At 65.7% G+C, this 25,745-nt stretch carries 26 protein-coding genes, 1 tRNA gene and 1 riboswitch; of the genes, 21 read left to right on the top strand and 6 right to left on the bottom strand.

Annotated elements, in window-relative coordinates:
- From BMW90_RS24130 to BMW90_RS24085, 10 genes are all read left to right on the top strand, one after another.
- The coding region (locus BMW90_RS24130) for an IS5/IS1182 family transposase (protein ID WP_074837180.1) at positions 1–316 on the top strand (316 nt) is incomplete at its 5' end.
- Between the two features lie 369 nt (positions 317–685).
- Positions 686–1,174, top strand: coding sequence for a hypothetical protein (locus BMW90_RS24125; protein WP_074840085.1), 489 nt, complete (start codon positions 686–688; stop codon positions 1,172–1,174).
- Positions 1,175–1,251: 77 nt separating this feature from the next.
- Positions 1,252–1,803: a hypothetical protein gene (locus BMW90_RS24120; RefSeq protein ID WP_139211537.1), complete on the top strand. Its 552-nt coding sequence runs from the start codon at positions 1,252–1,254 to the stop codon at positions 1,801–1,803.
- A 521-nt stretch (positions 1,804–2,324) separates the two neighbouring features.
- The gene (locus BMW90_RS24115; RefSeq protein ID WP_083416194.1) at positions 2,325–3,089 is read left to right on the top strand and encodes a FadR/GntR family transcriptional regulator; all 765 of its coding nucleotides are present in this window, start codon (positions 2,325–2,327) and stop codon (positions 3,087–3,089) included.
- 18 nt (positions 3,090–3,107) lie between these two features.
- On the top strand, positions 3,108–4,079 hold the full coding sequence (locus tag BMW90_RS24110; RefSeq protein ID WP_074840081.1) for a tripartite tricarboxylate transporter substrate binding protein: 972 nt from the start codon (positions 3,108–3,110) through the stop codon (positions 4,077–4,079).
- Positions 4,080–4,089: 10 nt separating this feature from the next.
- Positions 4,090–4,572 carry a tripartite tricarboxylate transporter TctB family protein gene (locus BMW90_RS24105; RefSeq protein WP_074840079.1) on the top strand — a complete coding sequence of 161 codons (483 nt, stop codon included), beginning with the start codon at positions 4,090–4,092 and terminating at the stop codon, positions 4,570–4,572.
- Positions 4,573–4,581: 9 nt separating this feature from the next.
- Positions 4,582–6,081, top strand: a complete 1,500-nt coding sequence (locus tag BMW90_RS24100; RefSeq protein WP_048533065.1) for a tripartite tricarboxylate transporter permease — start codon at positions 4,582–4,584, stop codon at positions 6,079–6,081.
- A gap of 19 nt (positions 6,082–6,100) precedes the next feature.
- The gene (locus BMW90_RS24095) at positions 6,101–6,640 is read left to right on the top strand and encodes a 2,4'-dihydroxyacetophenone dioxygenase family protein (RefSeq protein ID WP_048533064.1); all 540 of its coding nucleotides are present in this window, start codon (positions 6,101–6,103) and stop codon (positions 6,638–6,640) included.
- A gap of 62 nt (positions 6,641–6,702) precedes the next feature.
- On the top strand, positions 6,703–7,410 hold the full coding sequence (locus tag BMW90_RS24090) for an SDR family NAD(P)-dependent oxidoreductase (protein WP_244526610.1): 708 nt from the start codon (positions 6,703–6,705) through the stop codon (positions 7,408–7,410).
- A gap of 18 nt (positions 7,411–7,428) precedes the next feature.
- The gene (locus BMW90_RS24085; protein ID WP_074840077.1) at positions 7,429–8,442 is read left to right on the top strand and encodes a zinc-dependent alcohol dehydrogenase; all 1,014 of its coding nucleotides are present in this window, start codon (positions 7,429–7,431) and stop codon (positions 8,440–8,442) included.
- A 12-nt stretch (positions 8,443–8,454) separates the two neighbouring features.
- On the opposite strand, the gene BMW90_RS24080 is transcribed toward BMW90_RS24085, so the two are convergent.
- A complete protein-coding gene (locus BMW90_RS24080) occupies positions 8,455–9,363 on the bottom strand; it encodes a LysR family transcriptional regulator (protein ID WP_074840075.1) in 909 nt (302 codons plus the stop codon).
- 165 nt (positions 9,364–9,528) lie between these two features.
- Here BMW90_RS24080 and BMW90_RS24075 point away from each other — a divergent pair, with 165 nt between their 5' ends.
- The 3 genes from BMW90_RS24075 to egtD all read left to right on the top strand — a co-directional run bounded on the left by BMW90_RS24075 (position 9,529) and on the right by egtD (position 12,646).
- The gene (locus BMW90_RS24075) at positions 9,529–10,212 is read left to right on the top strand and encodes a type 1 glutamine amidotransferase domain-containing protein (protein ID WP_074840073.1); all 684 of its coding nucleotides are present in this window, start codon (positions 9,529–9,531) and stop codon (positions 10,210–10,212) included.
- Positions 10,213–10,433: 221 nt separating this feature from the next.
- Entirely contained in the window at positions 10,434–11,696 is a 1,263-nt protein-coding gene (gene egtB, locus BMW90_RS24070) for an ergothioneine biosynthesis protein EgtB (protein WP_074840071.1), read from the top strand.
- Positions 11,696–12,646 carry an L-histidine N(alpha)-methyltransferase gene (egtD, locus tag BMW90_RS24065; RefSeq protein ID WP_074840069.1) on the top strand — a complete coding sequence of 317 codons (951 nt, stop codon included), beginning with the start codon at positions 11,696–11,698 and terminating at the stop codon, positions 12,644–12,646. The genes egtB and egtD overlap by 1 nt, the downstream gene beginning before the upstream one ends.
- Before the next feature lie 40 nt (positions 12,647–12,686).
- Here the strand turns inward: egtD and BMW90_RS24060 are convergent, their stop codons facing one another.
- Together BMW90_RS24060 and BMW90_RS24055 are read right to left on the bottom strand one after the other, a co-directional pair.
- Positions 12,687–14,342: a mechanosensitive ion channel family protein gene (locus BMW90_RS24060; RefSeq protein ID WP_074840067.1), complete on the bottom strand. Its 1,656-nt coding sequence runs from the start codon at positions 14,340–14,342 to the stop codon at positions 12,687–12,689.
- A gap of 109 nt (positions 14,343–14,451) precedes the next feature.
- A tRNA-Lys gene (locus tag BMW90_RS24055) sits at positions 14,452–14,527 on the bottom strand.
- Between the two features lie 107 nt (positions 14,528–14,634).
- On the opposite strand from BMW90_RS24055, the gene dapF reads away from it, so the two are divergent.
- From dapF to BMW90_RS24020, 7 genes are all read left to right on the top strand, one after another.
- Complete coding sequence (gene dapF, locus BMW90_RS24050) at positions 14,635–15,471, top strand: diaminopimelate epimerase (RefSeq protein WP_074840065.1); 837 nt, start codon at positions 14,635–14,637, stop codon at positions 15,469–15,471.
- Entirely contained in the window at positions 15,468–16,721 is a 1,254-nt protein-coding gene (mtaB, locus tag BMW90_RS24045) for a tRNA (N(6)-L-threonylcarbamoyladenosine(37)-C(2))-methylthiotransferase MtaB (protein ID WP_074840063.1), read from the top strand. Before dapF ends, mtaB begins: the two co-directional genes overlap by 4 nt.
- Positions 16,722–17,351, top strand: coding sequence for an FMN-binding negative transcriptional regulator (locus BMW90_RS24040; RefSeq protein WP_074840061.1), 630 nt, complete (start codon positions 16,722–16,724; stop codon positions 17,349–17,351). It begins immediately after the preceding gene.
- Between the two features lie 43 nt (positions 17,352–17,394).
- On the top strand, positions 17,395–18,000 hold the full coding sequence (locus tag BMW90_RS24035; protein WP_048533052.1) for a glutathione S-transferase: 606 nt from the start codon (positions 17,395–17,397) through the stop codon (positions 17,998–18,000).
- Positions 18,001–18,281: 281 nt separating this feature from the next.
- A complete protein-coding gene (petA, locus tag BMW90_RS24030) occupies positions 18,282–18,845 on the top strand; it encodes a ubiquinol-cytochrome c reductase iron-sulfur subunit (protein ID WP_048533050.1) in 564 nt (187 codons plus the stop codon).
- A 12-nt stretch (positions 18,846–18,857) separates the two neighbouring features.
- A complete protein-coding gene (gene petB, locus BMW90_RS24025) occupies positions 18,858–20,201 on the top strand; it encodes a cytochrome b (protein WP_048533049.1) in 1,344 nt (447 codons plus the stop codon).
- Positions 20,202–20,219: 18 nt separating this feature from the next.
- Positions 20,220–21,014 (top strand): cytochrome c1, encoded by a 795-nt coding sequence (locus BMW90_RS24020; RefSeq protein WP_074840059.1) that lies wholly within the window; start codon positions 20,220–20,222, stop codon positions 21,012–21,014.
- Between the two features lie 144 nt (positions 21,015–21,158).
- Here BMW90_RS24020 and BMW90_RS24015 read toward each other — a convergent pair whose 3' ends face one another.
- Genes BMW90_RS24015 through thiB form a run of 3 tightly spaced genes read right to left on the bottom strand, consistent with a single transcriptional unit; the run spans position 21,159 to position 24,335 of the window.
- Positions 21,159–21,851: a thiamine ABC transporter ATP-binding protein gene (locus tag BMW90_RS24015; RefSeq protein WP_074840055.1), complete on the bottom strand. Its 693-nt coding sequence runs from the start codon at positions 21,849–21,851 to the stop codon at positions 21,159–21,161.
- Positions 21,844–23,373 carry a thiamine/thiamine pyrophosphate ABC transporter permease ThiP gene (locus tag BMW90_RS24010; protein ID WP_074840053.1) on the bottom strand — a complete coding sequence of 510 codons (1,530 nt, stop codon included), beginning with the start codon at positions 23,371–23,373 and terminating at the stop codon, positions 21,844–21,846. Before BMW90_RS24010 ends, BMW90_RS24015 begins: the two co-directional genes overlap by 8 nt.
- A complete protein-coding gene (gene thiB, locus BMW90_RS24005) occupies positions 23,349–24,335 on the bottom strand; it encodes a thiamine ABC transporter substrate binding subunit (protein ID WP_074840051.1) in 987 nt (328 codons plus the stop codon). Before thiB ends, BMW90_RS24010 begins: the two co-directional genes overlap by 25 nt.
- A gap of 35 nt (positions 24,336–24,370) precedes the next feature.
- Positions 24,371–24,479, bottom strand: a riboswitch (TPP riboswitch).
- 92 nt (positions 24,480–24,571) lie between these two features.
- On the opposite strand from thiB, the gene aroC reads away from it, so the two are divergent.
- The gene (gene aroC / locus BMW90_RS24000; RefSeq protein ID WP_074840049.1) at positions 24,572–25,687 is read left to right on the top strand and encodes a chorismate synthase; all 1,116 of its coding nucleotides are present in this window, start codon (positions 24,572–24,574) and stop codon (positions 25,685–25,687) included.
- Positions 25,688–25,745: the final 58 nt, after the last annotated feature.

Raw genomic sequence — 25,745 nt, 5'->3', positions numbered from 1 at the left:
CAGCGACTATATCGGTGCCCGCGCCTTGGTGAGCAGTTTGCCAAAGGTGGAATGGCTGCTCGGAGATCGAGGGTATGACGCCGACTGGTTCCGAGAAGCGTTGAAAGACAAAGGGATACGCGCCTGCATCCCCGGTCGCAAGCAGCGCAAGAAAACCGTCAAGTACGACAAGCGCCGCTACAGACGCCGCAATCGGATCGAAATCATGTTCGGCAGGCTGAAGGATTGGCGGCGTGTGGCGACCCGATACGACCGGTGCCCGAAGGTCTTCCTGTCAGCCATCGCTCTCGCCGCACTCGTCATTTACTGGCTATGAGTCCTGACCCTAAGATACCGCCGGTCGTAGCGGACGCCAATGCCCACCTCTTGCTTTTGAGGAAGTCTGGCAGGGTTCGCGCGGGACAGATTCCCTGACGATAAAGGTCATTTCAGTTTTAAGTTCAAAATCGTCCTGATAGTTTTCAATGGCTTATCCGAAGCCAAAAGGACAAAATCGGTGACTCTCGACAACAAGGCGCCCTTGCGGCGCCTTTTTTGCGCTTCGTGGTGCAGGTGAGCGAGACTTGGGCCCAAGGTGCACTCTCCGCTTCGAGCCCGAGGCAGACCTGCCTCGGCGACCAAATCGTTACATTTGTTGCGCACACAAGGTTTGCTGTTTAGCTTGCAGGCTGCAGGAGTGAGGGAATTGTTCAGACGAATTGTCATCTCATTAGCCGCAACGCTATTCGTCACGTTCACCGGGCCAGGCGGTGCGAACGCCGAGGGCGTCCTTGATGGCCGTTCCTTTTCAGGCATGATCGGGCCGATTGAAAATCCCGACATGGAAGACAGCTTGTTTTTCAACGACGGCCAATTCTGGTCCGATATCTGTACGCGTTGCGGTTTCGTTCCGGGACCCTACCACACGGAAGAGACCGCCGAGGGCGTTCGCTTCACCGGTATGCTTGAAAGCGAAAGCCGTGGCCGTTTCGACTACGATGGGCTGGTAAAGGGAGACGGGTCAATCCGCGTTTCGATCACCTGGGAGCGTCGTCGATGGTACTGGACGTCCCGACGCGAGATCGTCTTCATCGGAGAATCTGCGTCAGCGTTCGAGACGGCTTCGCCTGCGGACATCCTTCAGGATATGCAGTTGATGGACCCGGACGGCAATCCGTTGTGCGGGCGGTTTTGAAAGGTTTTTGGGCAAGGCGAAGAGCAATTGCATTTTACGGCCTGCTTTTGCTGGGGGGCTGGTATCTGGGTGACCTGTTGAAGGACCTGACCGTTCCAGACATGCGCCCGATGAATGAGCCATTGATCCATCGGATTGTGATGACGGCATTCGTGGCATTCATCCTTCTCGCTGCTATCCCCTTTGTTCCGGGCGCGGAAATCGGATTCGCAATGCTCTTGTTGTTTGGTGGGCAAGTTGCACCGCTTGTTTACCTTGGGATGGTCAGCGCGCTGGTCCTGTCATTCGCTGTCGCGCGGTTGATACCCGCAACGATCCTCGCAGGTCTGCTGAACTGGCTTAGACTGACCAGGGCCGCGGACTTCGTCGCCGAATATGACGCCGCCGCCCCGGTTGACCGAATGGAAGCGCTCTCCGGGATCATTCCGTCGAACCTCGGTCGAAGACTGATTGGCAACAGGCACTTGCTGCTCGCCATAGCGCTCAACACACCGGGAAACTCGCTCCTCGGCGGCGGAGGTGGACTGGCGTTCATCGCGGGTGCCTCGCGGCTATATTCCTTTTGGCCTTTTCTGGCGGTCGTCATCTGTGCCGTTGCCCCGGTGCCATTGTTCTTCTACGTGGCCTGAAACTTCTGTCCGGCATGGTCCGATTGCGAACCTTTCGGCCCAATCCCACGCAACGGCAGCTTTGTCCGGCTTAGCTGACATCGAACAGAGGCTCCCGAGGATTTTTCGGGCGCCTCTGCTGGACATGCCTTCGCACTCATAAAGGCCTTCTTCGGAGGCTGCGCCGCGAATCGCGAAGGGCTGGCCCTTGCGGCGTCGTTTGTTTTTTCGGGCCCCGGTTTCCGCCGCAGCTTGCGCAGGCGATGGCCTCTGCCTCGGCTGCCCTGCCGTTGGTCAGGCCCTTTTCCTGATCGAACTCCCTGATTTGCTGAGCGGCGCTCTGCGGTGCGTCACAGGCCCGGCGCTTGTTGGCCTGGGCCGGGGTGCGGGGTCTGGGCGCCGCCGTCGCCGCGTTTTTCGATATATGGTGTGATAAATGAAAACCATTAATCGTACCATTGACTGCGCTGGCGATTCGTCATACCAATCACCAAGAAGCATGGCGGCCCCTTCGCCGGGGCGAGTTGAAGAGGGAGGTGAAAATGGAAAAACCGAACATCACCGCTCAGAGCGCCATGCGTGCGGCCGGAGGCCGGCCGGCCAAGGTCTCGGAGGTGCTGGAGCTTCTCGGCCGGCGCGTCGTGACCGGCGACTACGCCGTCGGCGAAACGCTTCCGGTCGAGAAAGAGTTGATCGAAGAGCTGTCGGTCAGCCGAACCACGTTGCGGGAGGCGATCAAGACGCTGACGGCGCTGGGTCTGCTCGAGGTGCGCACGCGCCACGGCACGCGGGTCCGGCCACGGCAGGACTGGAGCCTGCTCAGCCGCGACGTGCTGCGCTGGATGCAGCCGGTGGAGGGGGTCAACGTCGAGCTGTCCTCGGCCATCGACGAGGCCCGCGAGGTGTTCGAGCCGGCAGCCTGCGCGCTGGCCGCTGTCCGCGCCGACCGGCGCGAGATCACCCGCATCCGGCTGGCCTATGAAGCGATGGAGCGGGCCGCCGAAAACGACGACGTGGAAGCGGCCATTCAGGCAGACAAGGATTTCCACCTCGCGATCCTGGCTGCCACCGGCAACCCGATCCTCGAGGCATTCGACACTGCCATCGATGCGGTACTGGGGCTGTTGTTCAAGGCCGCGATCGAACGGCACATGGAAAGTTTTCGCAAGAACCTGGCCAATCACCTGCGGGTTCTCGAAGCGATCGAACAACGCAGGCCGGAGGAGGCGCGACAGGCGATGCTCGACATGATTGGCTTTACGCGCCGAAACCTGGAGAATTACCAGATCATAAAACCAATCAGCTGAAATCAGGAGGAATTTTACATGCTGAAGAACACCCTGTTGGCGATGGCCGCAGCGGTGGCCACCACGACGATGGCCGCTGCACAATATCCCGAGAAACCCATCACCCTGATCGTGCCGTGGAATGCCGGCGGCGGCACCGACGCGATTGCGCGCACCCTGGCCAACGGTCTCGAGGCCGAGCTGGGCGTGCCGGTCTCGGTGGTCAACCGTTCGGGCGGCGCCGGCGTCGTCGGCCACAACGCGATGGTTACCGCGCCGACCGACGGCTACACCATCGGCTTTGCCACCGCCGAGATGCTGACCTATTACTGGACCGGCAATGCCGAGTTCCAGGCCGAGGATTTCACGCCGATCGCGCTGATCAACTTCGACCCGGCGGCCTTTCACATCGCCGCCGGCAGCGACTGGCAGAACGTCGAGGAGGCGGTGGCCGCGATCAAGGCCGATCCGCAGGGCACCTACAAGATGTCTGGCACCGCCGTGGGCGCGGCCTATCACCTGGCCTTCGCCGGCTTCCTGCAACAGCAGGGCATCGATCCGCTGAAGGTCACCATGGTGCCGTCACAGGGCGCCGCGCCCGGGTTCCAGGAACTGGCTGCCGGGGGCGTGCAGATCATCCCGTCCTCGCTGCCCGAAGGCAAGACGATGATGGATGCGGGCCTGTCGCGCGCCATCGCGGTCTTCTCGGAAGAGCGCAATGCCTCCTTCCCCGAGGTGCCGACCGCCTCCGAACAGACCGGCGAGCCGTTTGCCGGCGGCACATGGCGCGGGGTTGTCGGCCCGGCGGGCATGGATGCCGAGGCGGCAGCGCGGCTGGAAGAGGCGACCCAGGCGGTGTTTGACAGCGAGGCGTTTCAGGGCTTCATGTCCAAACAGGGCTTTGGCGCCGACTACCGCGGGTCCGAGGCCTTCGAGACCTTCCTGGCCGAAACCCAGCAAAGCGTTGGCGCGGTCATGAAGTCCATCGGCCTGTCGCAGCGCGAAAACTGAGGCCGGACAGATGCGGCTCCCCGATATCTGGACAGGATTGGGCTTCGCGTGTCTGGGCGGGTTCGTGGTGCTGCGCGCCACGACCTTCCCGGAACCGGCCGGAGCCGCATCCCCACGACTGTTCCCCTACATGATCGGCAGCGCCTTTGTGCTGCTGGGACTGGCCGTCGTCGCGCGCAGCCTGCGCGCCCGCCGGCATGACGACGGCCGCCTGTTCCGGCCCGTGGCCGAAGACTGGATGCGGTCGCCAAGGCGGATGGTCCGGGTTCTTCTGATCCCGCTGACCATCGTCGCCTTCGGCCTGCTCTCGCCGGCCTTCGGCACGCTTCTTGTGGCGACGCCGCTGATCTTTCTCAACGCGCTGGCCTGGCAGGAAAAACCGGTGCCGGCGCTGGTGTCGGCGGTGGTCATCTGCGTGGTGGTCACCGTGTTCTTTACGCGGGTGATGCGCGTTCCGCTTCCCACTGGGCCGTTTTTCGGCCCCTGGTTCTGAGGTTTCGCCATGGATGTGTTCCTGTCATCGCTTCAGATGGTCTTCACCTATCAGGTCATCGGCGTGATCCTTCTGGGCGCGGCCTTCGGCCTCTTTGTCGGCGCCACTCCGGGGCTGAGCGCGACGATGGCCGTCGCGCTGCTGGTTCCGGTCACCTTCTTCCTGTCGCCGGTCGCGGCCATCGGCGCCATCGTCGCCTGTTCGGCCATGTCGATCTTTGCCGGCGACATTCCGGGGGCTTTGTTGCGCATCCCCGGCACCCCGGCCTCGGCCGCCTACATGCGCGAGCTGGATGCGCTGACGCAGAAAGGGCGGCTTGACCTGTCGCTCGGGCTTTCGATGTGTGTCTCGGTCATGGGGGGGCTGGTCGGCACCGCGGTGCTGGTGATCGCCGCGCCGCAACTGGCGCGGGTGGCGCTCCGCTTCTCGAGCTACGAATATTTCTGGCTGGCGCTGCTCGGTCTGTCCTGTGCGACGATGGTGGCCGGCAAGGACAGGCTGAAGGGCACGCTGTCGCTGCTGCTCGGGCTGGCGCTGACGATGGTCGGGCTCGACGTGACCACCGGCCTGCCGCGGTACACCTTCGGGGTGATCGATCTTCAGGCCGGCGTCTCGCTGATCGCCGTCATGATCGGCGCCTTCGCGGTCGCGGAGATCCTGCGCTCGGCCGCGGCACCGCTGACGCAGCCCAGAAAGCCCGCCGCCGCCGGGTTCTCGATCCTCAAGGGACAGTTCGGCAACCTCTGGCGCTTCAAGCTGCCGGTGCTGCGCGGCAGCCTGATGGGCACGGTGATCGGTGCCTTGCCCGGGGCAGGGGCCGATATTGCCGCCTGGATCGCCTTTGCGGTCAGCCAGCGGTTTTCCAAGGTCAAGGCCAACTACGGCAAGGGCGAGCCCGAAGCCATCGCCGGCTCCGCCTCGGCCAACAACGCCGCGCTCTCGGGCAGCTATGTGCCGGCGCTGGTCTTTGGCATCCCCGGCGATTCGATCACCGCCATCGTCGTCGGCGTGCTGGTGCTCAAGGGCATCCAGCCGGGGCCGATGGTCTTTGTCACCTCGCCCGATCTGGTCAATGCGATCTACATCGTCTTTGTCCTGGCAAACCTGCTGATCATTCCGCTGGGGCTGGCGGCGGTCATGGGCGGGCGGCACGTGCTGGGGCTGCGGCCCGGCCTGCTCTATCCGGCGATCCTTCTGATGTGCGTATTGGGCACCTTCGCCACCAACAACGCGCTTTTCGACCTCTGGACGCTGGCCGCCATCGGCGTGCTGGTCTGGATCATGGAGGCCAACGATTATCCGGCCGCGCCGCTCGTTCTGGGCCTGGTGCTGGGCAAGATCGTCGAAGAGAGCTTCATGTCCAGCATGATCAAGGCAGACGGCAACCTGCTGACCTTCTTCGAACGCCCCATTGCCGGAACGCTGGGCGTGATCACCATCCTCGTCTGGATCCTGCCGCCCCTTGTCGCCATGTGGCGGCGGAGACGGCGCACCCCCGAGCTCACGTAATTCGACAAAGGAGACCCCCATGCCCGTCGAACCCGATAAAGTGGAAGCGCAGGACGATGCGCGTACCCCCTATCAACTGCCTTTTCCCAAGGATGCCGCGGAAGAGATCGTCGTTCCCGAGGCGATCGCCAGTGATGAACGCGTCTGGGTGCCGCAGACCGAAACGGTGTCCTTCCGGCCGCTCTGCCTCAATGCCTCGCAGGGCTACTGGATGAACCTGCTGCGGGTGCGCCAATCCGGCGTGCTGTCGCGTCACCGCCATCCGCAGCCGGTGCATGGCTTTGTCCTCAAAGGCCGCTGGCACTATCTGGAGCATGACTGGGAGGCCCGCGAAGGCGGCTATGTCTACGAGCCGCCGGGCGAGACCCATACGCTTGTGGTGCCCGAAGATGTGACCGAGATGATCACCTTCTTCCAGGTCAACGGCGTGATGCTTTATGTCGATCCCTACGGCAAGACCATGGGGTTCGAAGACGTCTTCACCAAGATCGAGATGTGCCGAAACCATTATGAAGAGGTGGGGCTGGGGGCGGATTACGTCGACCAGTTCATCCGCTGATGTCGGGGGCGGCAGACACCGGCGCCTGGGCGGCGCCTTTCCTTTCGGGCCGGCAAGTCCTGGTGACCGGAGGCTCCTCGGGCATCGGCCGCAGCATTGCGCAGGCCTTCGCCCAGGCCGGCGCCGAGGTGGTGGCGACCGGTGTGGCCGAAGCCGACGTCACGGCGGCTCGCGACTGGGCCGAGGCGGAGGGGCTGGGCGCCAGTCTCTCTTTCCGCCAGCTTGACGTGCGCGACGATGCGGCAGTGGCCCGAGAGGTCGGCGGCATTGCGGATCTCTTCGCATTGGTCTGTTGCGCCGGGGTGATCCGGCGGGGCGCCGAATTGGAGCCGGAGGTTTTCGCCCAGGTGGTCGACGTCAACCTCAACGGCGCGATGCGCTGTGCCCATGCGGCGAAACCGGCGCTGGCGCGCACCGGCGGCTCCGTGGTGATGACCGCCTCGATGCTGTCGTTCTTTGGCGGCGGGCTGGTGCCGGGCTATTCCGCGTCCAAGGGCGGTGTGGCGCAGCTCACCAAGTCGCTGGCCATCGCCTGGGCGGCAGAGGGCATCCGCGTCAACGCCATCGCGCCGGGCTGGATCAGGACACCGCTGACAGCCGGCTTGCAGGAAGACGCGGCGCGCGCCGAGGCGATCCTGTCGCGGACCCCGATGGGCCGCTGGGGCGAGCCGGGTGATCTGGCCGGTCCCTCGCTGTTCCTGACCACGCCGCTGGCCGGTTTCATGACCGGCACGATCCTCCCCGTGGACGGCGGCTATGCGGTCGCCTGACGTCAGAAGGCAAACCCCGTGAAAGCTCTTGTCTACACCGGCCCGAAATCGGTCGAGATCCGGGACACCGCCCTGCCCAGGCCGAAGCCGGGCGAAGTGCTGCTGAAGATGCAGCTCTGTGGCGTCTGCGGCACCGATATCGGCATCCATTCCGGCACCCATCCACGCGCCGCCGCGCCGCTGATCCTCGGGCATGAGTTCGTCGGCGAGGTTGTCGAAGCCGGCGCCCGCTTTGCCAGGGGGCAACGGGTCGTGGCCTATCCGCTGCTGTCCTGCGGCGTCTGCCACCCCTGCCGCACCGGCAGCCCGCATGTCTGCACCGGCCTGCGCTTGATAGGCATCGATCAGGCGGGCGGACTGGCGGAATACCTGTCGGTGCCCGAGGATATGCTCTTTGCGGTGCCCGAGGATATGGACAATCGCATCGCCGCGCTGGTCGAGCCTCTGGCGGTGGCGCTGCGGGCGGTCGAGCAATCGGGCCTGGGGCTTGCCGACCGGGTGGCGGTGCTGGGCGCCGGGCCCATCGGGCTGTTGACGGCGCTTGCGGCGCGCCAGGCCGGCGCGGCCGAGGTGCTCGTCTCCGATATCGATCCGGCGAGGCTGGCGCTGGCCGGGGCGCTCGGCTTTCGGCCCGTCGATCTGCGCCAGGACGACCTGTCCGAGCAGGTTCAGACGGCGACCGATGGCGACGGCGTCGATGTGGTCTTTGAATGCGCCGGGGTCGGCCCCGCCGCGCGCGACATGACCCGGATTGCCCGGCCGGGCGGCACGATCTGTTTGACGTCGCTGCACAAGGCGCCCTGTCCGGTGGCGCTGCTCGACATTGCCTTCAAGGAGCTGCGCCTGATCGGCTCGCGGGTCTATACCCGCGAACAATTCCGCCGCAGCATTACTCTGGCACAGGCGATGGCCGAGGATCTGGAGCGGGTGATCACCCGGACGCTGCCGCTGAGCGGGTCTGCCCATGTCTTTGACCTGATCGCCGCGCCGGAGGAGGCGGATGTGAAGATCCTGATCGATTGCACCGCCTAGCGCCTTTCCGGCTCAGCGGCCCGTGGTGAAGCCGGCAACAAGCTCGGCGATCAATGCGCGCAGCCAGGCATGGCCGGGATCGCGACGCAGCCGGGGATGCCAGGCGATTTGGCTGGGGAATGCACCAAGTTCCACCGGCACGGCGACATCGCGCAGCCCGTAGGGGGCGGCGGTCATCGTGGCCACCCGCGTGGGCACGGTGGCGATGCCGCCCAGCCGGGCGACAGCCGGCGGCGCCGAGAGAAAGTGCGACACCACCACCGCCGTGTTGCGGCGCAGCCCGGTGCCCTCCATCCGCTTGTGCAGCCCGGTGCGCCACTTGCCGGGCGGCGCCACCACCACATGCGGCAACCGTTCATAGAGCGCCCGGTCGAGTGTCGCGCCCGGCGGCAAGGCCCGGGGCGCGACGAGGCAGCGGAAGCCGTCTTCGAACAGATCCGAGACCACGAGATCCTCTGGCGGCGCATGAAACCTTCCAATCGCCAGGTCGAAGGCCCGCCCGGCCAGGCTGCGCGGATCGAGATCGGGGCCGAGCGGGGCGATCTCCAGCGCTGCTCGCGGTGCCTTTTCGGCAAAGGCCGCCGCCAGATCCGGCACCAGCACGATCTCGGCGTAGGGCCCCAGCAACAGCCGAAACCGCCGTGTGGTACGGGCGGGATCAAACGGTTCGGCGGCGCGAAAGGCCTGTTCCAGCTGCGCCAGCCCGGCGGCGATCTCGGGGGCGAGTGCCAGCGCCTTTTCGGTCGGCTCGACGCCGTAGCGGGCGCGCAGGAACAACTCGTCCCCCAGCGCCTCGCGCAGCCGCGACAGCGCCGCGCTGACCGTGCTTTGCGATTGGCCGAGCCGTTCGGCGGCGGCGGTGACATTGCGCTCTTCCATGACGGCATGAAAGACGCGGAGAAGCGAAAGATCCGGGGTCATATGTCCAGGATATCGATTTCTGACCTTGCCTGCATCAATTTCTCAAACGACTGAGGCGCCCCTATCTGCTGTCCAAGAGGCGCTTAGCCGCCCCGAGTGACTGGCCGGAGCAAGGAGCTCTTTGGTTCGGCCCCGACAAAACCAACGACCACTGGAGACAGCAACATGGCACGTATTCTGATCCTCTCGACCGCATCTGACGCCCTGGGCGAGACCGGCAAGCCGACCGGCGTCTGGTACGAAGAACTGGCGACGCCTTATTACGCCTTCACCGACGCCGGGCACGAGGTGACGCTGGTCACTCTCGGCGGCAAGCCGGTGCCGATCGATCCGAACTCGGATGTCGCCGGCGACGAGGCCCCGGCCTCGGTCTCGCGCTTCCGGGACGATGCGGCGGCAACCGCGCTGCTTGCCGCGCCGGGGCGGCTCGAAGCGGAGGATATCGCGGAATTTGACGCGCTCTACATTCCCGGCGGTCATGGCGCGATGTACGATCTGGCCGAAAGCGATCTGGTGGCCGAGGTCATCGGCAAGGCCTGGGATCAGGGCAAGATCGTCGCTTCGGTCTGCCACGGCCCGGCAGCCTTTTCCAAGGCGGTCGACGCCGAGGGCACGCCCATCGTCAAGGGCCGCAAGGTCTCGGCCTTTACCGACAGCGAAGAGCGCGGCGTGGGACTGGCCGAGGCGATGCCCTTCCTGCTCGAGACCCGCCTGCGCGAGCTGGGGGCGGATTTTGACGGTGTCGCCGACTGGCAGCCGCATTCGGTGGTCGACGGCCGGCTGGTGACCGGCCAGAACCCTGCCTCTTCCGACGGCGCTGCCGAAAAGGTGCTGGCACTGCTGGGCTGAGGTCGGAATCCCTGCAAACCGAGACCGTCGCGCCAGGCGCGGCGGTTGCGGGCGTTGCGCAACCCAGGGGTTATGGGGTGAGCCTGCCGTGCAGCTCAGGCGGATTTTTGCGTCAATCTTCACACCCTTGTCAAATCTCGGAATGCAGACTTGATCTGACCGGTCTGCCTCTATGTCTTTGCGGACGACCGTTTGGCCTGTTTCGACCCAAGGACGATTTCATGACCCCAGCACTTGCGCCGCTGACGCCGAATGAGGCGATCGCGCTTTTCACCCGGACCCGCGCGCGCAGCGATGCGCTGGCGGCGCCGCTCAGCCCCGAAGACACCATGCTGCAAAGCATGGAGGATGCCTCGCCCGTCAAATGGCACCTGGCCCATACCACCTGGTTTTTCGAGGAATTCATTCTCAAGCCACGGGTGCCCGACTACCGCTCGCCCGACGACCGTTTCGCCTTTCTGTTCAATTCCTATTACACTCAGGCCGGCCCGCGTCACGCACGCGACAAGCGCGGGCTGGTTTCGCGCCCCGGCGGCCAGGCAGTGCGCGATTACCGCGCCCATGTGGAAGACAGCCTTGCCACCCTGCTGATGCAGCGCCGCGAGGACGGCGACGAGATCGCCGGCCTGGTCGAGCTTGGCTGTCACCACGAAATGCAGCATCAAGAACTGCTGGTGACCGATCTGCTGCACGGGCTGAGCTTCAATCCGCTGCTGCCGGTCTACAAGGAACCCGAGCCGCTCGAAGTGACCGCCGGCACCGAACTGCGGTTTGACAGCCACGAAGGTGGTCTGGTCGAGATCGGCCATGATGGCGCGGGATTTGCCTATGATTGCGAAGGACCGCGGCACAAAACCTTTCTCAGCCCCTACGAGATCGCCAATCGGCCGGTCACCAATCGCGACTGGATCGGCTTTATCGAGGATGGCGGCTATGGCGACGCCCGGCACTGGCTGATGGAAGGCCTGGCCGTGGCGCAACGCGAAGACTGGCAGCATCCGCTCTATTGGTGGCAGCAGGACGGCACCTGGTGGACCTTCACCCTGCGCGGCCCGCAGCCGGTGGCGCTGGAGGCGCCGGTAGTGCATGTGAGCTATTACGAGGCCGATGCCTTTGCCCGCTGGGCCGGCGCGCGGCTGCCCACCGAGGCCGAGCACGAGCTGGCCTTTCGCGACCGGCCCATCGCAGGCAACCTGATGGGCGATGGCGACGATATCGGCATGTTGCGGCCCATGCCCGGCGCAGGTGTTTGGGGCGATGTCTGGGAATGGACAGCCTCGGATTTCGCGCCCTATCCCGGATTTCGCCCGCCCGAGGGCGCGCTTGGCGAATACAACGGCAAGTTCATGGTCAACCAGCGGGTGCTGCGCGGCGGCTCCTGCGCCACACCGCGCGAACAGATGCGGGCGACCTACCGGACGTTTTTCTATCCGCATCAACGCTGGCAGATGATGGGGCTGCGGCTGGCGCGGGACGTGGCCTGATGGACGGTTCGCTTCAGGCCCGCTCCGCCACTGCTGCCGCCCTGCGCGACGATGCCCTGCGCGGGTTGCGACAGCCCCAAAAGGTGCTGAGCCCCAAGTGGCTTTATGATCAGCGTGGCAGCGCACTCTTCGAGCAGATCACCGCCCTGCCGGAATATTACCTGACCCGGACCGAGGCGGCGATCCTGAAGGACAACGCCGCGCGGCTGGCCGGGCTGGTGCCCGAGGGCGGCGCGCTGGTCGAATTCGGCTCCGGCGCCTCGGTCAAGACCCGTCGGCTGCTCGATGCCGGCGGTCATTTCGCGGCCTATGTGCCGATCGACATTTCCGCGGTGTTCCTGGCCGAAACCGCGCAGGATCTGCGGCGCCGCTACACCGAGATCGAGATTGCGCCGGTGGTGGCCGATTTCACCGCCGCGGTCGCCCTGCCGGAGCATCTGGAGGCCACGCCCAAAGTGGGCTTCTTTCCCGGCTCGACCATCGGCAACCTGCCGCCGGAAACCGCCACGGCGCTGATGGCCCATGCCCGTGCCTGGCCGGGGGTCGAAGGCTTCATCCTCGGGGTCGATCTGGTCAAGGACAGCGAGACGCTGGTGGCGGCCTATGACGACAGCCAGGGGGTGACGGCGGATTTCATCGCCAACATCCTGCACCGGCTCAATCGCGAGTTGGGCGCCGATTTCGACCTGTCGCACTTCGCCTATCGAGCCCGCTGGAACGCCGCGGCGGCGCGGATCGACATGGAGCTGGTCTCGCGCCGTGCCCAGAACGTGGCGCTGGGCGGGGCGACCATCGGTTTCGACGCCGGCGAGGCCATTCACGTCAGCGCCTCGCGCAAATACACCGAGGCCTCGCTGGCGCGGCTGGTGCAGCCCGCCGGCTGGCGTGTCGAAACGCTGCTGACCGATGCGGCGCGGCGTTTTGCCGTGGCGGTTCTCGCCCCCGTGTGACCCCGGGTGCGGCAGGGCGCCAGAGGCCGCGCCCTGCCTGTCAGTCGCTGTCCGGCACGTGGCGGCCGCCAATGACCCGTTCGCGCGGCCACCAGTCGGGATGGTTCGCGCGGATGAAGGCCAGAAGCTGTTCGCGCAGCCGCATTTCGACTTCCCAGCCGGTCGAGGGATCGGGGGTCATGACGTAGCAGGTGATTTCCTGGCCATGTTCGTTGTGATCGGTCACGAAACACGCCAGCGATTCGGGTTCGATCACGCCGTCCAGGTCTTTGGCCAGCGTCTCGAAGGTCTCGCGCAGAACCTCGGCGTCGGCGGCATGGTCGAGCCAGAGCCGGACGGTCTTCATCAACCGCGCATCCTTGACCGACCAGTTCTCGAACGGCCTGGAGACGAAATATTTCACCGGCACGATGATCCGCCGCTCGTCCCAGGTGCGCAGCCGCATGAAGGTGTAGAAAATGCTTTCGACATAGGCCCAGTGACCTTCGAATTCGACGCTGTCGCCGATCCGCACCGGCTTGGCCAGGGCGATCTGGAGCGAGGCGAGGATATTGCCCAGCACGGCCTGCCCAGCGATGCCGAGCAGCACGGTCAGCACCCCGGCCGAGGCCAGCAGGGTGATGCCGAGCGATTCGAACAGGTTGAGCTGCACCAGAACGAAAATCGCCGCGAAGCCGACCATCAACAGTACGATGACCCGCCGCAGCGCGTAGATCGAGGTGTAAAGCTCGCGCTTGTCGAGATTGCGCGCATCGTCGATCTCGCCCACGTAGCGCTGGGTCACGCGGTCGAGGACGGCGTCGATCACCCGCAGGATGGCGATGCCCACCGCGGTGGTCATGACCACCACGAAAAGTGGCTGCACCACCGCCGTGACCGGCCCCGAGAAGGACACCGCCAGCTCCAGCACCGTCTGCGCCACCAGCGCCACGACGAACAGCGCAAGCGGCACGCTGGCGCGTTCGGCGGCGGTCTTGAGAAAGGGGCGCCGTAACCGGCCCGAGGCCGCGTCCAGCGTGTTCTTGACCGCCCAGCCCAGCGCGAGCAGCGTGACGACCATCACCGGAAGGCCGATCCACTCCCATATCCGCAGGGCGCCCAACTCGCGTTGCAGGCTGTCGGGAATGTGGCGCTCGAAGGCGCGCGGCCCATAGGCATCGTGCAGCGCCGGCACGTCCTCGACGGTCTGCGGGGTGAACAGCCAATGCGCCTCCTCGCCGGTTGGCGCCTTGTACCGGGCTAGGCGAATCTCGTAGGCGCGACCATTGAGCTGAAACAACTTGATCCCGAGGTCGCGGCGCACCTGGCCGGCCTGCGGATTGCTGCTGCTGCCACTTTCGACCAGCGCATCGGGCCGCGCCGGCAGCCCCGACCAGTCCAACCAGACCCGCCGGTCGATCACCTGATAGAGCTGTTGGGCAAAGCGTTCGCCCGCTTCGGCCTGGCGCTCCGGGGGCAGGGCGTTGAGGTTGAGCATATGCTGCGCCGCCGCGAAATTGCCTTCGTCGGACAATTCGACAAAGGCCCGCATCGCCGAGCGCGGCGTCGACCGGTCAAGTTCTTCCGGCGCCGGGCCCAGCCCGGCATTGAGCGCATCGACCTCATACCACGACTGGCTTTCCTCTTCCTGGGCCACGAGGGGAAGCGCGAGGCCGATCAGGACCGCGAGGAGAAGAAGCCGGATACGGTGAAGCATACCACCAAACGCCGCGCTGCCGGGTTGGTTCCACGCTGCTGTGCGCACAAGGTCTCGGCGCCCCGGTCCCCGGAGGGGGTGGCATGGAATTTTCGGCGATTTGGTGCAGTGGTGAGCCGTGCAGGATTCGAACCTGCGACCCACTGATTAAAAGTCAGTTGCTCTACCAACTGAGCTAACGGCCCACTGTGTTCGCGGCTTCTAGAAACTGCGGCCGATAGGGTCAACCCCGAAAACGCGAAAAATCGTCAGCCTCTGGAATAAGTTCTGTCAGAGGCGTATATGCGCGCCCATGAACACCATGGATCAGACAGATCGCACCTTCATGAAGATGCACGGTCTGGGCAACGATTTCGTTGTCCTCGACGGTCGTGCGCGCAAGCTTGCGATGACCCCGGCGCTGGCCACGGCGCTGGCCGACCGGCATCGTGGCGTCGGCTTCGATCAACTGGCGGTCATCGTGCCGGGCGCGGAGGTCGATGCCGAGCTGATTTTCTACAACGCCGATGGCTCGATTTCCGCCGCCTGCGGCAATGCCACCCGCTGCATCGCGCGGCACCTGATGGACGAGACCGGCAAGACCCGGCTGCGCCTGAAGGCCGGCGCGCGCGTGCTCGAGGCGCGGGATGCGGGGCAGGGGCTCACCTCGGTCAACATGGGCCCGCCCGAGACCCATTGGCAGGGGGTGCCACTGGCGCGCGCGATGGAGACGCTGGAGCTGCCGATCGAAGGCGGCCCCACCGCCACCGGCATGGGCAACCCGCATTGCACCTTCTTTGTCGCCGACGCCGAGGCGGTGGATCTGGAGAGCCGAGGCCCCGAGATCGAAAATCACCCGCTGTTCCCCGAACGCACCAATGTGCAGTTTGTCAGCGTGACCGGCGAAAACATCCTGCGGATGCGCGTCTGGGAGCGGGGCACCGGGGTGACACTGGCCTCGGGCTCGTCGTCCTGCGCCACCGCCGTGGCGGCGCATCGCCGCGGGCTGACCGGGCCGGAGGTGACGATCCACCTCGACGGCGGCGAAATCCGCATCCGCGTCACCGACGAAGGCGTCTGGATGACCGGGCCGACGGCGCATGTCTTTACCGGCACCCTGACCGATGCCTTTCTGGAGAGCCTGACATGAGCGCGCCGGTGTTTTCGACCATGGGTTGCCGCCTGAACGCCTATGAGACCGAGGCGATGAAGGAGCTGGCCGCCGAGGCCGGCCTTGATGGCGCCGTGGTGGTCAACACCTGTGCCGTCACCGCCGAGGCGGTGCGCAAGGCGCGGCAGGAGATTCGCAAGCTTCGGCGCGAGAACCCGCAGGCCCGGCTGATCGTCACCGGCTGTGCCGCGCAGACCGAGCCCGAGACCTTTGCCGCGATGGACGAGGTCGACCTGGTGGTCGGCAATACCGAAAAGATGCAGCCCGAGACTTGGCAGGGCCTGGCGGCGGATTTTGTCGGCGAGACCGAGAAGGTCAAGGTCGATGACATCATGTCGGTCACCGAGACCGCCGGCCATCTGATCGATGGTTTCGGCACCCGCTCGCGCGCCTACGTGCAGGTGCAGAACGGCTGTGACCACCGCTGCACCTTCTGTATCATCCCCTATGGCCGGGGCAATTCCCGCTCGGTGCCGGCGGGGGTCGTGGTGGACCAGATCAAGCGGCTGGTGGATCGCGGCTACAACGAGGTGGTGCTGACCGGGGTCGACCTGACCTCCTGGGGCGCCGACCTGCCGGCGACGCCGCGACTGGGCGATCTGGTGCGGCGCATCCTCAAGCTGGTGCCCGATCTGGCGCGGCTCAGGATCTCGTCGATCGATTCGATCGAGGCCGACCCGGCGCTGATGGAGGCGATTGCCACCGAGCCCCGCCTGATGCCGCATCTGCACCTCAGCCTTCAGGCCGGCGACGACATGATTCTCAAGCGGATGAAGCGCCGCCACCTGCGCGACGACGCCATCGCCTTCTGCGAAGAGGCGCGGCGGCTGCGGCCCGACATGACCTATGGTGCCGACATCATCGCCGGTTTCCCGACCGAGACCGAAACGATGTTCGACAATTCGCTCAAGCTGGTCGAGGAGTGCGGGCTGACCTGGCTGCATGTCTTCCCCTACAGCCCGCGTCCGGGCACCCCGGCGGCGCGGATGCCGCAGGTCGATGGCCGGGCGATCAAGGACCGGGCCGGGCGGCTGCGTGCGGCTGGTGCGAGACAGGTCGCGGCGCATCTGGCGGCGCAGCAGGGCCGCGTTCATCATATGTTGATGGAAAACCCGCATATGGGACGGACCGAACAATTCGCCGAAGTGCGCTTTGCCGCGGCCCAGCCCGAAGGCGAGATCGTGACCGCAACCATCTCCGGCTTCGACGGCCAGCAGCTGGTGGTCTGAATGCATCCCAATCCGGCGTTCCGCCGCGAGGATGCGGCGCGCAATCTGGCTTTCGCCCGCGCGCGCGGCTTTGGCGTGCTGGCGATGTCGGGGGGCAGCGGTGCGCCGCTGTTGTCGCATGTGCCCTTCCTGCTGAACGCCGAGGGGACCGAAGCCGATCTGCACCTCGTCCGCTCCAATCCGATTGCACGGGCCTGCACCGGCGCGATGGCCGGGCGGATCGCGGTGAGCGGTCCTGATTCCTACATCTCTCCCGATTGGTACGAGCTCGCCGATCAGGTGCCGACATGGAATTATGTCGCCGTGCATCTCACCGGCGAATTGCGCCCGCTGCCGCCCGAGGCGCTCTGGGATCTGCTCGACCGGCTGACCGCAAAGTTCGAGGAACAACTGCTGCCCAAGCCGCCCTGGACCTCGGGCAAGATGTCGGCCGGGGTGATGGACAAGATGATGCGGATGATCCGGCCGTACCGTTTCGAGGTTACCGGTGTCGACGGCACCTGGAAGCTGAGCCAGAACAAGCCCGGGCCCGTGCGCGCCCGCGCCGCCGAGGGGGTCGCAGCCTATGGCCAGGGGCAGGAGCTGGCTCTGCTCGCCGCCCTGATGCGGGGCGTGGACACCGGCGGATAGGCTGCTAACCTGCCGCAAATTCCGCAATGGAAAGGACAGCGGCATGAAACTTCTGATGGCGGGGCCGTCGCCCTTTGTCCGCAAGGTCATGGTCACCCTGCATGAGACCGATCAGGTCGATGCGGTGGAATACGAAACCGTCGTGGCCTCGCCCACCGGCCCCTCGCCCGAGCTGATCGCGGCCAATCCGGTGGGCAAGATCCCGGCGCTGATCCGGCCCGATGCGCCGACGATCTACGACAGCCGGGTGATCTGCCGCTTTCTCGATGCGCGGGTGCAGGGCGGGCTTTATCCCGAGCGCCGTCAATGGGATACGCTGACCCTCGAGGCGACGGCGGACGGCATGATGGATGCCGCGGTGCTGATGGTCTACGAGGCGCGCTTCCGCCCCGAGGAAAAGCAATCGGCGGAATGGGTCGAGGCGCAATGGGCCAAGATCGACCGTGCGGTCTCGGCGCTCAACACCCGCTGGATCAGCCATCTGCGCGGACCGCTGGACATCGGCCAGATCGCGGTGGGCTGCGCGCTCTCCTATCTCGACTTCCGCCATGCCGCGCGGGTCTGGCGCACCGGCAACCCGGCTCTGGCCGATTGGTATGCCGAATTTGCCGAGCGGCCCTCGATGCAGGCCACCGCACCGAAGGACTGAACGGCCAAAGATTCGTCCGAGTCGCCGAACGGTCGGGAATTCGGCTCCAAGCGCTTCGCCGGGTTGGCGAAATTTCGGCCCTCGGCCGGCTCATGGGCGTCGGGAACGCGATTTCAATGCTTTTTTGGCGCGACAATACGGCGCGATGGCCCCTGCGCGCTTTTGAACGCTGGACGCCATTTTGAGGCTTGGTTACATACCGCACCAGGAAAGCTGCATTCGGTCTCGTGTGCGGCCATGATTTTATAGCCAGTCATCTGGCGCTGAAATGGAGATCACTCGTGTCCCACGCAGACGATCACGAAGGCACCCGCAGAGATTTTCTCTACTATGCCACCGCCGGCGCGGGCGCCGTTGCGACCGGTGCAGCGGTCTGGCCGCTCGTCAATCAAATGAACCCCTCAGCCGACGTGCGCGCGCTCAGCTCGATCCGGGTCGATGTCTCGGGTGTCGAGCAGGGCACGCAGCTGACGGTCAAATGGCTCGGCAAGCCGGTCTTCATCCGTCGCCGCACCGCGGCCGAGATCGAAGAGGGCCGCGCCGTGGATCTGGACGACCTGATCGATCCGATCGCGCGCAACCCCAACATCTCGGGCGAGACCGCGGCCACCGATGAGAACCGCACCCTGGACGAAGCCGGCGAATGGCTGGTTCAGATGGGCGTCTGCACCCACCTCGGCTGTGTGCCGCTGGGCGATGGTGCCGGTGAGTTCGGCGGCTGGTTCTGCCCCTGCCACGGCTCGCACTACGACACCGCGGGCCGCATCCGCAAAGGTCCGGCGCCGGAAAACCTCCATGTGCCGCCTGCCGTCTTCGAAGACGAAACCACTCTGCTGCTGGGATAAGGAGCGTAAGATATGGCTGGTATTCCTCACGACCATTACGAACCGAAGACCGGTGGCGAGCAGTGGCTGCACAAGCGGCTGCCGATTGTCGGGCTGCTGTATGACACGATCATGATCCCCACCCCCAAGAACCTCAACTGGATGTGGATCTGGGGCATCGTTCTGACCTTCTGCCTTGTATTGCAGATTGTCACCGGCATCATTCTGGTGATGCATTACACGCCGCATGTCGATCTGGCCTTCGCCTCGATCGAGCACATCATGCGCAACGTCAACGGCGGCCATTTCATCCGCTATCTGCACATGAACGGCGCCTCGCTGTTCTTTGTCGCGGTCTATATGCACATCTTCCGCGGTCTCTACTACGGATCGTACAAGGCCCCGCGTGAAGTGACCTGGATCATCGGCATGCTGATCTACCTGGCGATGATGGGCACCGCCTTCATGGGCTACGTTCTGCCCTGGGGTCAGATGTCCTTCTGGGGCGCGACGGTGATCACCGGCCTGTTCGGCGCGATCCCCTTCATCGGCGAGCCGATCCAGACCTGGCTTCTGGGCGGGCCGGCGGTCGACAACGCGACGCTGAACCGCTTCTTCTCGCTGCACTACCTGCTGCCCTTCGTGATCGCGGCGCTGGTCGCGGTGCACATCTGGGCCTTCCACACCACCGGCAACAACAACCCCACCGGTGTCGAAGTGCGCCGCACCTCGAAGGCGGAAGCCGAAAAGGACACGGTGTCGTTCTGGCCCTATTTCGTGATCAAGGATCTCTTTGCCCTGGCGGTGATCCTGGTTGTGTTCTTTGCCATCGTCGGTTTCATGCCGAACTACCTCGGCCACCCCGACAACTACATCGAGGCCAACCCGCTGGCGACGCCCGCGCATATCGTGCCGGAATGGTATTTCCTGCCGTTTTACGCGATCCTGCGCGCCTTCACCTCGGAAGTCTGGGTCGTGCAATTCGCCTCTTTCGTGACCGGCGGCATCGTCGATGCGAAATTCTTTGGCGTGCTGGCCATGTTCGGTGCCATCGCGGTGATGGCGCTGGCACCTTGGCTTGATACCTCCTCGGTGCGCTCGGGCCGTTATCGCCCGATGTTCAAGTGGTGGTTCTGGCTGCTGGCGCTCGACTTCATGCTGCTGATGTGGCTGGGCGCCATGCCGGCGGAAGAGCCCTATGCCACCTTCTCGCTGATCGCCTCTGCCTATTGGTTCGCCTATTTCCTGGTGATCCTGCCGCTGCTCGGCGTGATCGAGAAACCGCAGACCCCGCCCGCCACCATCGCGGATGACTTCGACGCGCATTATGCCCCCAAGACCGGCGGCACCAAGACCGTCGTGTCCCCCGGCGAATAATCGAGAGGCAAGAGACAGATGACCATCAAGACCCTCACGATCTCGGCCGTCACCGCGCTTGCGCTGACGGCGACCGGGGCCCTTGCCGCCGTCGCGGAAGGCCCCAAGGAAGATGTGGACTTTTCCTTCGAGGGCCCGTTCGGCGCCTTTGACGAGTTCCAGCTTCAGCGCGGCCTTCAGGTCTATACCGAGGTCTGCGCCGCCTGCCACGGGTTGCAATATGTGCCGATCCGCACGCTTGCGGACGAAGGCGGCCCGCACCTGCCCGAAGATCAGGTTCGCGCCTATGCGGCCCAGAACTTCGAGGTGTTCGACGCCGAGCTGGATGATTTCCGCCCGGCGAAACAGACCGACAACTTCCCGGCCAACACCGCCGTTGGCGCGCCCGACCTGTCGCTGATGGCCAAGGCGCGTGCCGGCTTTCACGGCCCCTATGGCACCGGCCTGAGCCAGCTCTTCAATGGCATGGGCGGCGCGGAGTACATCACCTGGATCCTCACCAGCTATACCGGCGAGGAAAAGACCGAGGCTGGCGTGACGCTGTATGAAAACACCGCCTTTCCGGGCGGCTGGATTTCCATGGCGCCGCCGCTGGACGACGGGCTGGTGGATTACGCCGACGGTCATTCCAATGACCAACAGGCCCTGGCCGAAGACGTCTCTGCCTTCCTGATGTGGACGGCGGAGCCGAAGATGATGGCGCGCAAGCAGGCCGGTCTGACTGGCGTCCTGTTCCTCGTGCTGCTTTCGGTGCTGCTCTACCTGACCAACAAGCGCATCTGGAAGCCGGTCAAGAACCGCACCAAGGCCTGAGGCTCGGCCGATATCATTCCGAAAGGCCCCGCTTCGGCGGGGCTTTTTTTGTTGTCGCCGTGCCTGCGCACGCCGACCGGGGTGGGGGCTTTGCCCCCACACCCCCAGGCGTCTTTTCAAAGAGAAAAAGCCTTGGAAAGGGGCTCAGCCGTCGCCGAGATAGGCTTGCAGCTGTTTGCTCGGCGTGGCGAAGAAGCCCTGGGTGGGCTGCGGCGGGTGCAGCGCGCCCTGCGAGACCAGCGCCACCTCATCGGCGACCCGGCGGGCGTCTTCGGGGGCGTGGCTGACCATCAGCACCCGGATGCCCTGCTCTGCCGCCAGCCGGGCGACCAGATCCAGCATCTCGCTGCGCAGCGCCGGACCCAGAGCCGAGAACGGCTCGTCCAGGAGCATCAGCGGGCGGTCCTGAAGCAGCACCCGCGCCAGCGCCGCACGGCCCTGCTGGCCACCCGAGAGCGCCGCCGGCCTGCGCCCGCCCATGCCGCCGAGGCCGACCTGCGCCAGCGCCGCCTCGATGCGCGCGAGCTGGTCCGCGTCGGGGCGGCGGGTGGTCATCGCAAGCGCCAGATTGGCGCGGACAGTGAGATGCGGAAAGAGATTGTTGTCCTGGAACAGGATGCTCACCGGACGTTTCGCCGGCGGCAGGCCGGAAATCTCCTGCCCGTCCCAGAGCACCTGGCCGGAGGTCGGCGCGAGAAAGCCCGCGATCATGTTGAGCAGGGTGGACTTGCCGGCGCCCGAGGGGCCGATCAGCGCGGTGAACCCGGCGCTGATGCGGGTGTCGGCGGTGAGGTGGAAATCCTCCTGGTGATAGGCGATCCGGCGCAGCTCAAGCATTGGCGCGCCCGCCCTTGTCGAACAGCCAGAACAGCCCGAGGCTGAGGGTCAGAAGCAGCAGGGCCGCGCCTTGGGCGGCCTCCATCCGGTAGGCGGCCATCAATCGGTAGAGTTGCAGCGGCAGGGTGGCGTGTTCGCCATCGGCAAACAGCGCAATGACCCCGAGATCGCCCATCGACAGCGCCGCCGTCAGCCCGGCGGCAAAGCCCAGCGGCCGGCGCAGGCGCGGCAGCAGCACGATGCGCCACAAAGCGAAGCCGGTGATGCCCAAGGTGGCGGCCAGGCGGCCGAAATCGGCGCGGGCGGCGTCGAGTTCCGGGCGCAGGATGCGCAGGACGAAGGGCAAGGCCATCAGCGCATTGACCAGCAGGGTGACAGGCAGGGCGGCCTCGGCCGGCCGCATCAGCGGCTGGACGATGAGGAACAGCCCGGTGCCCAGCACCAGACCCGAGACCGCGACGCCGAGCAGGCCGGCCAGTTCGCCGGCCCTTGTGGCCAGCGGCAGGGCCAGCACCAGGGTGAGCGCGGTGGCGCCAAGGGCCACCGAGACCGAGCGCAGAGCGGCCTGCCAGGTCTCGACCGGCAGGACCATCAGGCCGGGCAGCCCGGCCAACACGATCATCGCCAGCGGGGTCAGCAGGAAGAGCGCGGCGAAACCGATCCAGAGCGCGTCGCACAGCCCGGCGGGCCGGCTCCGGCCGTCCCAGCGGGCCTGGAGGCGGTCGAGGCCGGCGCCGAAACCGTCGGGCGGCGAGAGCAGCAACAGCGCCAGCGCCGAGCCGATTCCCAGCGCCAGCTGCACCAGCGCCAGCGTCGCCGCCTTGGCGAGATCGAAGTCGAACTTGAAGGCCTGGTAGATCGCCAGTTCCACCGTGGTGGCGCGCGGCCCGCCCCCCAGGGTCAGTGCGACGGCAAAGGAGGTCAGGCAGATCACGAAGATCACCGCGAAGGCGCCGGGCGCGATGCGGCGCAGCATCGGACGTTCCAGAAGGCGCCCGACCGGCGCGCCGAGCGAGGCGGCGAGGCGGAAGCGCTCGGCCGGGATGGCAAGCCAGCCTTGCAGGATCAGCCGGGTGGCCAGCGGCAGGTTGAAGAAGACATGCGCCAGGATCACGCCGTGATAGCCATAGATGTCGATGCGCGGCAGGCCGAGCGCGCCGGTGAGCTGGTTGACCAGACCGTTGCCGCCGAACACCGCCAGAAGGCCCAGCACCGCGACGATCACCGGCAGAATGAAGGGCGCGCCCAGCAGGGCGATCAGCGCCCCGCGACCGGGGAAGCGCTGGCGCGACAAGGCGCGCGCCACCGGCACCGCCAGCGCCACGCTGAGCCCGGCCGAGACCGCCGCCTGCCAGAGGGTGAACCAGAGCGCGTCGAAATCGGCCGGTCCGAGCGCGCCGAGCCCGCCGGCGCGCCAGATCACCGCGGTCACCGGGCCGATCACCAGCCCTGCGACCAGGAGCGCCCAGAGCCCCGCCCCGGACCGGGGCAAAGAGCTCAGCGGGAGAGCGCGCTGCGCCATGCCTCGATGGCCTCGTCACGCAGCGCGGCGGCCTCGTCCTCGTTGTAGAACAGCACCTTTTCCGGCATCGGCAGCGCGCGGAACCCTTCGGGCCATTTCTCCTGCGGCAGCGCCGAGGGGAGCGACCAGTTCGAGGTCGGGATCATCGACTGGAAGTCTTCGGTCAGGACATAGGCCATGAATTGATCGGCGAGTTCGGGGTTGTCGGTGGTGGCCAGCTTGGCGGCGAGTTCGACCATGAAGTAATGGCCTTCGGGAAAGATCGCCGCCGCCTTGGTGTCATCCTCTTCCGCGATGATGTGATACGCCGGCGAGGTGGTGTAGCTCAGCACCATGTCGGCCTCGCCATCGGTGAACAGGCCGTAACTCTCGGACCAGCCCTTGGTGACGGTGACGATCTTGGGGGCGAGCTTGGCCCAGGCGGCCTCGGCCTCGTCGCCATAGACCGCATGCACCCAGAGCACCAGCGCAAGGCCCGAGATCGAGGACCGCGGATCCTGGATCACCAGCCGCAGGTCGTCGGGGGCATTCAGCAGATCGTCGAAGCTGGCCGGGGGGGTGGCCACCTTCTCCTTGTTGTAGACAAAGGCGGTGTGGCCGTAGTTGAACGGCAGGAAGGTGTCGTCCTGCCAGGCGACCGGCAGGGTCAGGGCCGAGGTGTCGAGGCCATGCGGCGCAAAGAGGCCGCTTTCGCGCGCCTTCTTGGTGACGTCGGAGGTGAGGCCGATCACCACGTCGGCTTCGGTGCGTTCATCTTCGAGCAGGATGCGGGGCAGCAGTTCGCCGGTCTTGTAGACCAGATCGCAGCCACAGCGCGCCTCGAACCCCGCCTCAATGCCGGGGCCGGGGCCCCATTCGGATTTGAAGTAATCGCCTGCGTAAACGGTCAGCACGGGGGTCTCGGCCGCCGCCATCGTGGCGGTGGCGGCGATCATGCCCGCGGCAAGGGTGCGTCCCAGCATGGGTCTCTCCACAGTTCGGGGCGGAGTGGGGGAGCGCCGGGGCGGTCGACCTTCCCTCCGCCGGTTCTAGCCGGTTCAGGTTCAACGGGTTCGCGATTTGCATCTCAGCTGGTTTGAACTGCGCCAGCACCCCGAGGTGGCCTCATACCTAGGGTGCGGGCCGGGCCGCATCAAGCCAATAGTGCTTGAGCGTCGCCGGGCGGGGCCTTAGGGAAGGAGCAAATGGAGGGTCTGACATGAGCTACAATACCTTTGGCCGCATGTTCCGCATCACCACTTGGGGCGAGAGCCACGGGCCGGCGCTGGGGGCGACGGTGGATGGCTGCCCTCCGGGGATCGAGATCGATCCGGACTTCCTTCAGCGCTGGCTGGACAAGCGCAAGCCGGGGCAGAACAAGAACACCACCCAACGCAAGGAACCCGACGCGGTGGAAATCCTGTCGGGCGTCTTCGAGGGCAAGTCGACCGGCACGCCGATCCAGCTGATGATCCGCAACACCGACCAGCGGTCGAAGGATTACGGCGATATCGTCGAGAAGTTCCGCCCCGGTCATGCCGACATCACCTATTGGCAGAAATACGGCATCCGCGATTATCGCGGCGGCGGCCGGTCCTCGGCCCGCGAAACGGCGGCGCGGGTGGCGGCCGGTGGCGTGGCGCGGGCGGTGCTGAACCAGATGCTGCCGGGGCTGAAGATCACCGGCTACATGGTGCAGATGGGCGAGAAACACATCGATCGGTCGCGGTTCGACTGGGACGAGATCGGCAACAACGATTTCTGGCTGCCGGATGCCGCGGCCGTGCCGGAGTGGGATGCCTATCTGGGCCATCTGCGCAAGGATGTGCATAATTCGGTGGGCGCGGTGATCGAGGTGGTGGCGCAGGGCGCGCCGGCCGGTTTGGGCGCGCCGGTCTATGGCAAGCTGGACACCGATCTGGCGACCGCGATGATGAGCATCAACGCGGTCAAGGCGGTGGAGATCGGCGACGGCATGGCGACGGCGGCCCTGACCGGGTCGGAGAATGCCGACGAGATCTTCATGGGGCCGGACGGGCCGGTCTATTCCTCGAACCACGCCGGCGGCATCCTGGGTGGCATCTCCACCGGCCAGGAGATCGTGGTGCGGTTTGCGGTGAAGCCGACCTCTTCGATCCTGACCACGCGCAAGACGATCACCAAGAGCGGCGAAGAGACCGAGATCATCACCAAGGGAAGGCACGACCCCTGCGTCGGCATCCGCGCGGTGCCGGTGGGCGAGGCGATGATGGCCTGCGTTCTGCTCGATCACATCCTGATGCATCGCGGCCAGATCGGCGGCGCCGTGGGCGACACCCTGGGCCGCATCGGCTGAGCCATGTGACACCGTCCCGGGCCTGATCCGGGACCTCATGGCCGGCTGGCTTGCGCGC

The sequence above is a fragment of the Marinovum algicola genome (assembly GCF_900109145.1).
Lineage (GTDB): Bacteria > Pseudomonadota > Alphaproteobacteria > Rhodobacterales > Rhodobacteraceae > Marinovum > Marinovum algicola.
This window is presented reverse-complemented; position numbering and strand designations above follow the sequence as displayed.